Raw genomic sequence first — 13170 nt, forward strand, 5'->3', positions numbered from 1 at the left:
AATCTCGGAAGAGATATTACTTAGCCTCTCCTCCTTTCCCACCTACCATTAGAATACCAAGTTCTTGTTTATCAGTATCCTCTGGGGTTACAATTCCTTGAATTTTACCACTATGAATTACAGCAATTCTATCAGAAACATTTAGTATTTCATCCAGTTCGTAGCTAACGACAAGTACTGCTTTTCCTTCGTCACGAGCTTGAATTAAACGCTTATGGATATATTCAATTGCTCCAACATCGAGTCCACGTGTTGGTTGACTTACAATTAATAAATCTGGATTTAAATCTATTTCACGTGCAATGATTGCTTTTTGCTGATTACCACCAGATAATGCTTTAGCTGGTACAACTTCACTTGCAGTACGGACATCAAATTCTTCAATAAGTTTTCTTGCATGTGAATTTATATTACTATAATTTAAAATACCATTTTTACTAAGTGGTTCTTTATAATAAGTTTGAAGGGCTATATTTTCGGCCAATGTCATGTCTAGTACTAGTCCATCACGATGTCTATCTTCTGGAACGTGACCAACTGCCATTTCAGTAATTTTTCGTGGACTAAGATTTGTTGCATCTTGACCTTTAATTTTAACAACTCCACTTTCAACCTTACGTAATCCAGTAATTGCTTGAATCAGTTCACTTTGACCATTACCATCAATACCTGCTATACCAACAATTTCACCATCTCTTACTTGTAAGCTTAAATCATTGACTGCTGGTACACCACGACTTTCATTAACAACCAATGAGTCAATTTCAAGAACAACTTCTTTAGGATTAGCAGGTTTTTTCTCAGTTTTGAATGAAACACTGTGCCCTACCATCATTTCAGCGAGTTCTTTATTACTTCTACCTTCAACGCTAACAGTATCAATCACTTTACCACGACGAATTACAGTTACACGATCAGCAACTTCACGAATTTCATCAAGCTTATGAGTAATTAAAATAATTGATTTGCCTTCTTTAGCAAGCTCTTTCATAATTTGCATTAATTCAGAGATTTCTGCAGGAGTAAGTACAGCAGTTGGTTCATCAAAGATGATTATATCAGCTTTACGATACAAAGTTTTGATAATTTCAACTCTCTGTTGTTGTCCAACTCCTATATCTTTAATATAGGCACTAGGAGTCACTTGTAAACCGTAGCGTTTAGAAAGCGCTTCTATTTCTTTTGCAGCATCTTTTGTGTCTAAAACTAATCCTTTAGTAATCTCATCACCAAGTATGATATTTTCAGTAACCGTGAAAGCATCGATTAACATAAAATGTTGGTGAACCATACCAATTCCAAGTTTCGTAGCCTTTGAAGGAGAGTCAATCTTCTCGACTTTACCATTTATTAATATTTCACCACTTGTAGGTTCCAAAAGTCCAGCTAATATATTCATTAATGTTGATTTACCAGCACCATTTTCACCTAGAAGGGCATGAATTTCTCCTTTACGAAGTGTCAAATTGATATTATCATTTGCAACAAAGTTGCCAAATACCTTAGTGACATTTCGCATTTCAATAACATTTTCAGTCATTAATTTTTGTCCTCATAATTTTTCCTAAATAAATAAAATAAGTTCATATTGAATAACATATATACCATTGATTATATCAAAAATCCTTATGTTTGTAATCACTATAAATTTAAAAAAACGAGAGAAGAGCTCTCGTTTTTGAATTCATTTTAATTAATATAATTATTTTTCAGGTACTTCTACTTTTCCATCTTTGATTTCTGTACGAGCAGAATCAACAGCTTTTTTAGCATCATCATTTAAGTTAGTTTCAGCAAAATCAACTGAACCATCTTTGATACCAAATACTTCGTGTTTTCCACCAGGGAAGTTACCTTTAAGAGTTTCATCACTTATGTTTTTAACTACAGTACCAACACCTTTAATTGTTGAACCAAGTACAAAGTTAGAGTCTTTGCCGTCTTTTGATTTGTAGTTTCCTTCATCCTTTTGGTCACGGTCTACACCAATAACCCAAACTTTATCTGCTTCATTTTTGCTTTCATTTTCAGCTTTTGCTGCAGAGAATACTCCGTTACCTACACCACCAGCAGCTTGATAAATTACATCGATTCCACTTGCGTATTGAGCAGCTGCAATTGTTTTACCTTTAGCTGCATCTGAGAAGCTTGCAGCATAATCAATTTTAATATCTATATCTTTATTTACTGATTTAACGCCGGCTACGAAACCTTTTTCAAAACGTGTGATTACAGTTCCTTCAACACCACCAATAAATCCAACTTTATTAGTTTTTGTTGTCTTAGCAGCAGCAACACCTGCTAGATATGCACCTTCATTATCTGCAAAAGTCGCACTTGTAACATTATCCTTACCTTCGATAACATCATCAATTAATACAAATTTAGTGTCTTTATTATCATCTGCAGCATCTGAAACAGCTTTAGTAAGCTTGTATCCAACACCAAAGATTAAACCATATCCATTTGAAACAGCTTCATTAAAGTTATTTGAGAAATCCGCTTCTGTTGTTGATTGGAAGTAAGTATAGCCTTTGTCTTTGCTCAAATCATGTTCTTTACCCCAAGCTTGCATACCTTCCCAAGCTGATTGGTTAAATGAACGGTCATCTACACCACCAGTATCAGTTACCATTGCAACTTTAAGATCAGTTTTCCCTTCAGATTTGCTACCTGAATCTTTAGTATCACGAGAACCACAAGCCGCAAGTGACAATACAGCAACTGTTGCAAGTCCAGTACTTAAAACACGTTTGTTCATAATAAAATGAAGCCTCCATTTTTTCTATTTTTTGGTTGAGATAATTACTTATGTAATCACTTTTCATACAAATTATAATATATTTAGGTCATATTTTCAATATAATCTTAAACTTAAAAACACTGTAAGTGCTTGCATATCTCCAAAAACCGAACATTAAAAATTTATTAATTTGATTTTTTTGTACAATAAAACCCTTAAATACTGTAACATCAAGGGTTTATTTATAATCTTATTTTTCTGGAACTGTTATTTTTTCATCTTTTATTTGAGTGCGTGCATCAGCTACTGCAGCTTTAGCATCATCGCTTAGGCTAGTTTCAGCAAAATCAACTGAACCATCTTTAATTCCATAAGCAGTATGTTTACCACCTGGGAATTTACCATCTACAGTTTCATCACTTACAATTTGAAGAACTTGTCCAACTTTTTTAATTGTAGAACCAAGTACAAAGTTAGAATCTTTTCCATCTTTAGACTTGTAATTTCCTTCGTCTTTTTGGTCGCGGTCTACACCGATAACCCAAACTTTATCAGCTTCATTTTTGTTTTCATTTTCAGCTTTGGCAGCAGAGAAAACACCGTTACCTACACCACCTGCGGCTTGGAAGATTACGTCTGTCCCTGTTGCATACTGTGCACTTGCAATTGTTTTCCCTTTGGCAGCATCAGAGAAGCTTGCAGCATAGTCAACTTTCACTTCAATATCTTTATTTACTGATTTAGCTCCGGCTACATATCCAGCCTCAAAACGTTTAATTACAACGTTCTCAACTCCACCTATAAATCCGATTTTATTTGTTTTAGTAGATATTGCTGCAGCAACACCCGCAAGATATGCTCCTTCTTGGTCAGCAAAAGTTGCACTTGCAACATTATCTTTTCCATCAACCACATTATCAATAATAACAAATTTTGTATCTTTATTATTATTAGCTGCTTCAGTTAAAGCATCTGTAAGTTTATATCCAATACCAAAAACTAAATTATAGCCACTTGAAACTGCTTGCTCAAAATTATTAGCAAACTCAGACTCAGTATTTGATTGGAAGTAAGTATAACCATTATCTTTCGATAATCCATGTTCTTTACCCCAAGCTTGTAAGCCTTCCCATGCAGATTGGTTGAATGAACGGTCATCAATACCGCCAGTATCTGAAACCATTGCTACTTTAAGATCTGTATCACCTTTTTTCTCATTAGAAGACCTGTCGCGAGAACCACAAGCTGCAAGTGATAATACAGCAACTGCTGAAAGTCCGAAACCTAAAACTTTTTTGTTCATTTAATAATAAACCACCTTTATTTGATTCTATACGCATAATTATGCTTACAATCGTCCATTATATTATAGATGTTGTTAAATGACAATAACAAATAAGAGTATTTGATGAAAATTGTTAATTTCATTCCATTATTTATACGAAAGTTCATAATTTAATTAATTGATTGATAAATTATTCCATTAGAGTAGTTGATTTTCAAATTAGATTGAGCATTTGGAATAAAAACGTTAAATGTCTTTTTATTATTTAACTCGCTTTCTACAGGAGCAAAGAAAGTTTTGTTATTGATAATTTTGGCTTCTAAAATAATGCCCCTTGGAAGTACCTCATATCCACTACCCTTTTTATTGAATACTGGTGTTACTCTATAGTCTATTCTAGCTCCATCATCTAAAGAATCTTTTATTATTTTTTCAAAAAATTTCATTCCACAAGCTTTTTTATTTTCATTAAATGTTTCAGCGCAATTACACCATTCTGTTATCATTACATAGTTTTCCCATTTATAATAATCAAAATTGTCAGTATAGCTAATAAGCAAGTCGCCGATGATGTGTCCTTTATGAAAAAAATTTTTTTCATCGTTCGGAATATTATTAAGACCATAAACAGACTTAGGATTTTTTCTCCAATTTATATTACTTTTATCATCTATCACTATGTTATCCGCGTCTCTTTTAATTTTTATTCTAAATATGCTTTTTTGTAATTTAACATTTATTTGCTTTAAAACTTTGTTTCTTTTTAAATATAGACTGTTATTTGAATCATTTTCTATTTCAAAATCAAAAAAAGATGGTAATTTGGTAACTTCAAACCATTTACCTTCGTTTAATATATAATATCCACCTTCTTTTTTTTCTGAATTATTAAGAAAAGATGGTAACTTGGTAACTTCAAACCATTTACCTTCGTTTAATATATAATATCTACCTTCTTTTTTTTCTGAATCATTAAGAAAAGATGGTAACTTGATACCTTCAAACCATTTACCTTTGTTTAATATATAATATCCACCTTCTTTTTTTTCTGAATCATTAAGTAATTTTTCTAAGTCTGGAAAGTCCTGGTAAGTTCTTTCAATAGCATATTTATTAGGTTTTAAATCTCTAGAATATCTTTCACTTCCCATAAAAAAACTCCTCTACAATTATCTTCTATTATTAATTGTACCACATTAAAATACAATTGTTGCAGCTAGTAGGGAAATTACAATTAATATTTAAAAGATTATTTAAAATATAAAAAATCCTACCAAGTAAGCTGCCAGGTAGAATTTTTTATTGGAATTTTTTTACATTTTAAACAATTACGGAGTGAAAAATATCAATTCAGTTCATCAAATTGATAAGGAAGAAGTTCCTCGACAGTTGTTTTCTTTACTTCTAAATGTTTAGAAATCAAGTAAACCGGTAAATCCTTATCAAAGAATTCTGCCATGACTTGTCGACATGCTCCGCATGGTGAAATAGGTTTTACGGCTTTTTCACCGTATACTGCAAGAGCAACAAAATCACCTTTTTCTTCGCCATCACTAATTGCCTTAAAGATTGCTGTTCTTTCAGCACAATTTGTCAATCCAAAAGATGCATTTTCAATATTACAACCTTCAAATATTTTTCCATCAATTGTAAGTAATGCTGCTCCCACTTGAAAATCTGAATAAGGAACATATGCTGTTTTACTTGCATTAACAGCAGCATCTTGAAGCTTTTTAATATCCATCTTTAGCTTTTTCACCTTCCATTATCGCTACTCCAGCACTTGTTCCGATACGAGTTGCACCCGCTTCAATCATTGCTTGTGCATCAGCTTCTGAATATATTCCACCACTTGCTTTTACTCCCATATCTGGACCAACAGTTTTACGCATTAAAGCTATATCTTCTACTGTAGCTCCACCTGTTGAGAATCCAGTTGATGTTTTTACAAAATCTGCTCCAACTTTTTTAGCGATTTCGCATACTGTAACTTTTTCTTCATCAGTTAATAGACAAGTTTCAATGATTACTTTTGTTAAGGCTTCCCCACTTGCATCCACAACAGCTTTAATATCACGCTCAACTAAATCTAAATTACCAGATTTTAAGGCACCAATGTTAATAACCATATCTACTTCGTCAGCACCGTTTGCTACTGCATCTTTCACTTCAAATCCTTTTAATTCAGGAGTATTTGCACCTAAAGGAAAACCGATAACTGTACAAACTTTTACATCAGAATCTTTTAATTCTTGTGCAGCATACTCAACCCAAGTTGGATTGATACATACACTCATAAAATCATATTTTTTTGCTTCATCAATGATTTGGTCAACTTTTTCTTTAGTAGCATCAGCTTTAAGGATTGTATGATCGATATATTTATTTAATTTAGTCATTTTATTTAATTATCTCCAAAATTTCTTTTATTTCTTTCTTTTGATTTCCTATATTTATATGATTTTTCAATTCTTCAATTTCAGAAGCCGCAAGATCGTTATTATAGTAGATAGTGAAGATTGTTTCTCCTTCTTCTACTTGGTCACCAATTTTTTTATTAAGAACAATACCTGCATCAAAATCAATCTTGTCTGATTTTGTAGCTCGACCTGCTCCTGCTTTCATTGCAAGGATTCCCAACTTATCTGCTGGTAATGTTTCAATATAGCCAGATAAATCAGCCTTAAATTCGTATGAGTGTTTAGTTGGATTTATTTCATAAATATTTTCAACAACACCACCTTGCGCAGCCACTAGCTCTTCAAACTTTTTAAGCGCAGCTCCTGATACAAGATTTTCTCGAATTTCTGCCTCAGTTTTTTCAAGACCAGCTAGGCTTAGCATAATTTTAGCTAAATGGCAGATAAATTCAGTTAATTCTTCCGAACCTTTACCCTGCATAACTTGAATTGATTCAATGATTTCGAGTTTATTTCCGATTGTCATACCTAGTGGTTGTTGCATGTCGGTCAATACTGCTATTGTATCACGCCCAACAGCTTTTCCAAGCTCAACCATAGTAGATGCTAACACACGCGCATCTTCAATCGTCTTCATAAACGCACCTTCGCCAACTGTAACATCTAAAAGAATCGCATCAGCCCCCGCAGCTATTTTCTTGCTCATAATTGAACTTGCAATTAGAGGGATAATATCAACGGTTGCCGTCACATCGCGTAAGGCATAAAGAAGTTTATCTGCTTTAACAAGGTCATCAGTTTGAGAGATTATTGCTAAATCAAGATCTTGTACTTGTTGGATAAACTTTTCTTCGGTCAGTTCAGTATTGAAGTTTGTGACAGACTCAAGCTTATCAATTGTACCACCTGTGTGTCCTAAACCACGACCACTCATTTTTGCAACTGGTACATCAAATGATGCAACTAAAGGTGCCAAAATAATAGAAACCTTGTCTCCTACACCGCCTGTTGAATGTTTATCTACCTTGATACCTTTAATAGAAGATAAATCAACTTGCTTACCAGTGCCAACCATAGCCATTGTTAAGTTTGTTGTTTCATCAGTAGTCATTCCTTGGAAATACAAAGCCATAGCAAAAGCTGACATTTGATAATCTGGAACTGTTCCAGCTGCGTAGCCATTCACAATCCAGTAAATTTCCTCTTTATCTAACTCTAACCCATCACGTTTTTTTTGAATTAGGTCAACCATTCTATAAGTCATCTTTTACACTCCTTAAAATATAATATCCCTTATCCTTAGTCACAATCTCAACATTTCCGAAAGTTTCTTCCATGCGTGATTTAGCACTCGGTGCACCCTGCTTCTTCTGGATAACAATAGTAAGGTCACCTCCATCATTAAGATGGTCATAGGCTCCAGTGATAATAGAGTGAACCACAGATTTTCCTGCACGAATCGGTGGGTTACTAATCACGTGGTCAAATTTATCATCTTGTAAACCGTCATATACATCTGACTGATAAATCTTAGCATCGACTTGGTTTTGAAGGGCATTCTTTTGAGCAAGTTCCAGAGCACGATTATTAACATCTATCAATGTAGGAATAGCAGAAAATTTCTTAGCTAAAGTAAGACCGATTGGTCCATATCCACAACCTACATCCAAAATACTTTGTCCTGCTTCGATTTCAATGTTTTCAAGTAAAACTCGGCTTCCAAAGTCAATTTGTTTTTTTGAGAATACTCCACTATCCGTTAGAAATGTCATAGGAATATCTAATAATTTGATATTAAGTTGATGAATATCATGCTTCGCATCAGGATTTTCATCATAGTACATTTTAGCCAATTACTCAACCTTCTTTCTTATATTTTCAGTAATTAAGTCGCTTAATAATTGATAGCCTGCTTCAGTGAAATGTAGACCATCATCAATTATAAATTTATCAGGATTTATTGTTTCCCACATAGCCTTATTTAAATTAATAATATTAACTGGGCTATCCTTAAAGGCATTGATTTCTGCCTCTACATATTTAGCGACTTGTTCATTACTTCTGTACTTGCTTGTTAGTTTTTCATTTAAGTAAGGTACAGTAATTATCGATGTTTTATCTTGTCCTAGAGTTGAAGCAATTCTTTGCAGATTTTCGACAAATTCAGATGGGCTCACATTATAATGGAGAGCTGCGTCATTTGCTCCAAAGAATACAATATTAAGATCATAAGCACCTTGAACAACTTGGTATAATCTTTCCAGACCGTCTTTACTTGATTCACCAGGAACTGCGAAAATATCTACTTTTGCATCTATACTTCTATCACTGAGTTTCTTTTCCACCAGTGCCTTAAGGATAGGTTCTGTCGAAATTGAATCTCCAAATATTGATATCTTCTTCATCTTGCCTCCAAAAAACAAAAATAAAACACGCATTCTATTACATTCTAACACAATTTTTTGATTGCAAACGCTTTTTTATGTTATTATATTTGTATTATGAATGAACTAATAAATTTTGATGAAATTAGCCGTGAAAAATGGCAAGAATTATATAGAAATAACATTCCGCCCCTTACTGAGGAAGAGCTTGAAAATATTCGTTCTTTAAATGACCAAATTAATATGCAAGATGTAACAGATGTTTATCTGCCTCTTGTTCATTTCTTTCGTATCTATAAGAAGAATATTGAAGACATGCGCTTTTCTAAGGGACTTTTTCTGCAAAAAATTTCTAAAGCTCCAACTCTCATCATTGGTATTGCAGGTAGCGTGGCCGTTGGGAAAAGCACTACTGCACGACTGATGCAAACATTACTTAGTCGTGTTTTTAAGCATACTAAGGTAGACCTTATTACGACTGATGGATTCTTATATCCTAATGATGTATTGAAAGAAAAAGGTATTATGCATCGCAAAGGGTTTCCAGAATCTTATGATATGGAGAAACTTACAAACTTTTTATATGAAGTGAAAAGCGGAAAGACTGCTGAAGCTCCTGTTTATTCACATGAATCTTATGATATTGTTCCTGACGAAAAAATTGTTATTGATAATACTGATATTTTAATCGTTGAAGGTATCAATGTCTTCCAAAGTCCTCAAAACGACCAGCTATATATTGGTGACTACTTTGATTTTTCTATCTACGTAGATGCGGACGAAGAAAATATTGAAAAATGGTATCTTGAACGTTTTGACAGTTTACTTGCTCTTGCAAAAGATGATCCGTCAAACTACTACTATCAATTTACTAAGTGGAAGTTTGAAGATGTGATTGCACTTGCTAAAAATACTTGGCGTGATGTTAATTTAGTTAACCTTGAGGAATATATAAAACCAACAAGAAATCGTGCTGATGTAATCATTCATAAAGGTGACAATCATTTCATTGATAAAATATATTTGAAGAAATATTAAAAGACAACCTCATGGCTGTCTTATTCTTTATGTTTTTGACTATGTTCCACGTGTTTAAGGGTATCTTCAATAATGTGAGATACATGGTTATCATCTAATTGATAATAGATTGATTTTCCATCACGCTCTGATGTAACTAATTGCGCTTCTTTCAAAAGCGAAAGTTGATGTGAGGTTGCTGATTGTTCAAGTTCTAAAATTTCAGCAATATTTCCTACATTTAATTTTTCCTGCGAAAGGATATAAAGAATTTGAAGTCTTACAGGATTACCTAATAATTTAAAAATTTTATTAGCATCATCAAGAACATCTTGATTGATTTTTTTTATTTCAGACATGTTCTACCACCTTGTCTATTATTTTAGCTAAATTTAACTTAATCTAGACTATTATTAATTTTTGTTTTCCATATATTCTACCATAATTATGGGTTAGAAGAAAAATATTTTGTTGAACAGAACTTAAAGAATGTTATTTTTCTTAAAAAGAATAAGTTTTGTCTTGACAAAAATGACACATATGATATTATTTACATATGAAATAAATATCATGTATGGAGAATATATAAATGAAAAAAATTAACTTACATTTCGACCAGGAAGCAAGGGAGAAAATCACTTTAATCGTTATCAGTGTGGTATTAACTATTATTGCCATGTTCCTCAGAGGAAGTCAACCGCTAATTAGTACAATCATTTTCCTAATTGCCTATCTTGTATCTGCTCAAAGAGTGCTTCGTAAGGCTTGGAAAAACATTAAATCTGGTAATTTCTTCAGTGAAAATATTCTTATGTCAATTGCTACTATTGGTGCACTATTAATCGGTGAATATCCTGAGGCGATTGCTGTAATGGTTCTTTATGAAATCGGAGATATTATTGAAGATATGGCTGTTGACCGTTCAAAACGCTCAATATCAAATCTTTTAGAAGCCAAACCTGAGTTTGCACATTTAAAAGTTAACAATGATTGGCAAACAGTTGATCCTAGCGTTGTAAAAATTGATGACATTATCATGGTTAAACCTGGGGAAAAAATCCCACTAGATGGCGTGGTTATTTCTGGTTCATCAAGCGTTAATACTGCTGCTCTTACTGGCGAGTCAGTTCCTGTAACTGTTACGAATGGTGATCAAGTTCTTGGTGGTTCAGTTAACCAAGAAGGTGTTATTGAAGTTAAAGCAACAAAAGTTTTCGAAGATTCTGCAGTCGCAAAAATTCTTGAATTAGTTCAAAATGCAAGCGACTCTAAAGCACCAACTGAAAAATTCATTAGTAAATTTGCTAACTACTATACTCCAGTTGTAGTTCTTGCAGCTCTTCTACTTGCAGTAATTCCTCCATTATTCTTTGGACAATCTTGCTCAGTATGGATTGGTAGAGCATTAACATTCCTTGTTATCTCTTGTCCATGTGCATTAGTTATATCAGTACCTCTTGGATTCTTTGCAGGAATTGGTTCAGCATCTAAAAATGGTGTACTTATCAAAGGAAGTAATTTTCTTGAAGCACTAAATGACTTAGATACAGTTGTTTTTGATAAGACTGGTACTTTGACAGAAGGGGTTTTTGAAGTAACAAATATCGATAATCAATCTCAAATGTCAGATGATGATTTCATAGCACTAGTTGCTGCTGTTGAACAAAATTCGAATCATCCAATTGCCAAATCAATACTTTCATATAATAGAGCTGACCTGACTGAATTTACTCTTTCTTCAGTAGAGGAAGTCGCAGGACATGGTCTAAAAGCTAAAGTCGACGGTCGTGATGTAACTGTTGGGAACATGAAAGCTATGAAGGCTTTAGGTCTTGAGATTGATGAAAAAGCGTCAAGTGGAACTTTAGTTTATGTAGCTATTGATGGTACATATCAAGGAATGATCACAGTATCTGATAAGATTAAACCCGATGCTAAAAAAGCCATTCAAAGACTTCAGGATTTGGGAATTCAAAATCTTGTAATGCTTACTGGGGATAATAAGGCTGTTGCCGACATAGTCGCTAAGGAATTGGGAATTACACAAGTATATGCAAATCTTCTTCCAGAAGATAAGGTAGCAATTCTTGAAAAACTAAAAGCTGAATCTCATTCTAAGAAGAAAAAAATTGCCTTTACTGGTGATGGTATAAATGATACTCCAGCACTAACACTTGCTGATATCGGTATATCAATGGGTGGACTTGGATCAGATGCAGCTGTGGAAGCGTCTGATATAGTAATAATGCAAGACCAACCTTCAAAAATACCTACTTCGATTGAAATTTCAAGATATACAAGAAAAATCATCATGCAAAACATTATTTTTGCACTGAGTGTAAAAACATTATTTATGATTCTTTCAACTTTTGGAATTGCAAGCATGTGGCAAGCGGTCTTTGCTGACGTTGGTGTTACTTTCTTAGCTGTCATGAATACACTAAGAATTATGCGTAAAGACTATAAAAATTAGGACTCCCTTCGAGTTCTTTTTTTATAAATTTTAATTATTAAGTTATAATGGGCAAAAATATTAAATAATTATGGGAAAATAAATGAATAAAGTTTTAAAAAATATACTGATTTTTTTAGCTTGTATAATAGTTAGTCTAGTTGCTTTTCGCATCTACATTTACGAGTTAAGTATGCGCATAATACCAAGATTTGTAACCGATAATGATTTATGGATAAACCTTTTAATAATCATTGCCTTTGCCTTTCTTTTATATACAATAATCCAAATCATCCTGCTAAAATACATACCAAAATGGACTGTTGTAATTCTCTATATCTTCTATTTTATGTTTCTCTTCTACGCATTATTTTTGAAAAATATAGGTGTACGTGGTTTTGATTTAGATCCATTTAACACTTTAACTTACATAGAGTATGGAGAAATCGTATCAATTCTTAATATCTTTATGCTCGTTCCTCTTGGATTTATAGTAAAACTTAACTGGAAGAATCTATTGTTGGTAACACTTTCTATAACTGCTGTTGAGATTTGCCAATACGTATTTAGCCTAGGTATATTTGATACTGGAGATATAATCACAAATGTCTTAGGATATATAATTGGTGCTCTTATAGCTATGAGCCCATTAGGTAAAAAAGTAAAATCATATATCAGGTAAATTAAAAATCCTTTCTTAATTCAAGGATTTTTTTGTTTTTATTTTTATATACATAGCCTATTTTTTAACATATAATATAATTAACAAAAATAGGAGAATAAACAATGAAAATTATAAAAAAATGTTTCCTACCTTTTCTGATCATAATTATTTTTCTCAGTATTCTTGTATTAATTTTACCAAAGAG

General features: G+C 32.9%; 13 protein-coding genes. 3 read left to right on the forward strand and 10 right to left on the reverse strand.

What is annotated here, in order from left to right; all coding sequences use genetic code 11:
• Positions 1 to 16 precede the first annotated feature (16 nt).
• The 9 genes from BG262_RS08655 to BG262_RS08695 all read right to left on the reverse strand — a co-directional run bounded on the left by BG262_RS08655 (position 17) and on the right by BG262_RS08695 (position 8853).
• Complete coding sequence (locus tag BG262_RS08655; protein ID WP_070788495.1) at positions 17 to 1540, reverse strand: ABC transporter ATP-binding protein; 1524 nt, start codon at positions 1538 to 1540, stop codon at positions 17 to 19.
• Between the two features lie 162 nt (positions 1541 to 1702).
• Positions 1703 to 2761, reverse strand: a complete 1059-nt coding sequence (locus BG262_RS08660) for a BMP family lipoprotein (protein WP_070788496.1) — start codon at positions 2759 to 2761, stop codon at positions 1703 to 1705.
• Between the two features lie 232 nt (positions 2762 to 2993).
• Entirely contained in the window at positions 2994 to 4046 is a 1053-nt protein-coding gene (locus tag BG262_RS08665) for a BMP family lipoprotein (protein ID WP_070788497.1), read from the reverse strand.
• A 152-nt stretch (positions 4047 to 4198) separates the two neighbouring features.
• A complete protein-coding gene (locus BG262_RS08670) occupies positions 4199 to 5179 on the reverse strand; it encodes a DNA/RNA non-specific endonuclease (RefSeq protein WP_070788498.1) in 981 nt (326 codons plus the stop codon).
• Between the two features lie 194 nt (positions 5180 to 5373).
• Complete coding sequence (locus BG262_RS08675; protein ID WP_070788499.1) at positions 5374 to 5772, reverse strand: cytidine deaminase; 399 nt, start codon at positions 5770 to 5772, stop codon at positions 5374 to 5376.
• Complete coding sequence (deoC, locus tag BG262_RS08680; protein ID WP_070788500.1) at positions 5762 to 6427, reverse strand: deoxyribose-phosphate aldolase; 666 nt, start codon at positions 6425 to 6427, stop codon at positions 5762 to 5764. Before deoC ends, BG262_RS08675 begins: the two co-directional genes overlap by 11 nt.
• Position 6428: 1 nt before the next feature.
• A complete protein-coding gene (locus BG262_RS08685; protein WP_070788501.1) occupies positions 6429 to 7712 on the reverse strand; it encodes a pyrimidine-nucleoside phosphorylase in 1284 nt (427 codons plus the stop codon).
• On the reverse strand, positions 7702 to 8301 hold the full coding sequence (locus BG262_RS08690) for a class I SAM-dependent methyltransferase (protein WP_070788502.1): 600 nt from the start codon (positions 8299 to 8301) through the stop codon (positions 7702 to 7704). The genes BG262_RS08685 and BG262_RS08690 overlap by 11 nt, the downstream gene beginning before the upstream one ends.
• The gene (locus BG262_RS08695; RefSeq protein ID WP_070788503.1) at positions 8302 to 8853 is read right to left on the reverse strand and encodes a GDSL-type esterase/lipase family protein; all 552 of its coding nucleotides are present in this window, start codon (positions 8851 to 8853) and stop codon (positions 8302 to 8304) included. It lies immediately after the preceding gene.
• Between the two features lie 96 nt (positions 8854 to 8949).
• On the opposite strand from BG262_RS08695, the gene coaA reads away from it, so the two are divergent.
• A complete protein-coding gene (coaA, locus tag BG262_RS08700) occupies positions 8950 to 9870 on the forward strand; it encodes a type I pantothenate kinase (protein WP_070788504.1) in 921 nt (306 codons plus the stop codon).
• Positions 9871 to 9890: 20 nt separating this feature from the next.
• Here coaA and BG262_RS08705 read toward each other — a convergent pair whose 3' ends face one another.
• Positions 9891 to 10208: an ArsR/SmtB family transcription factor gene (locus tag BG262_RS08705; RefSeq protein WP_070788505.1), complete on the reverse strand. Its 318-nt coding sequence runs from the start codon at positions 10206 to 10208 to the stop codon at positions 9891 to 9893.
• Positions 10209 to 10438: 230 nt separating this feature from the next.
• Here BG262_RS08705 and BG262_RS08710 point away from each other — a divergent pair, with 230 nt between their 5' ends.
• The gene (locus BG262_RS08710) at positions 10439 to 12322 is read left to right on the forward strand and encodes a heavy metal translocating P-type ATPase (protein WP_070788506.1); all 1884 of its coding nucleotides are present in this window, start codon (positions 10439 to 10441) and stop codon (positions 12320 to 12322) included.
• An 82-nt stretch (positions 12323 to 12404) separates the two neighbouring features.
• Positions 12405 to 12983 (forward strand): VanZ family protein, encoded by a 579-nt coding sequence (locus BG262_RS08715; RefSeq protein WP_070788507.1) that lies wholly within the window; start codon positions 12405 to 12407, stop codon positions 12981 to 12983.
• Positions 12984 to 13170: the final 187 nt, after the last annotated feature.

The sequence above is a fragment of the Floricoccus penangensis genome, assembly GCF_001832885.1.
In the GTDB taxonomy this organism is placed as follows: Bacteria; Bacillota; Bacilli; order Lactobacillales; family Streptococcaceae; genus Floricoccus; species Floricoccus penangensis.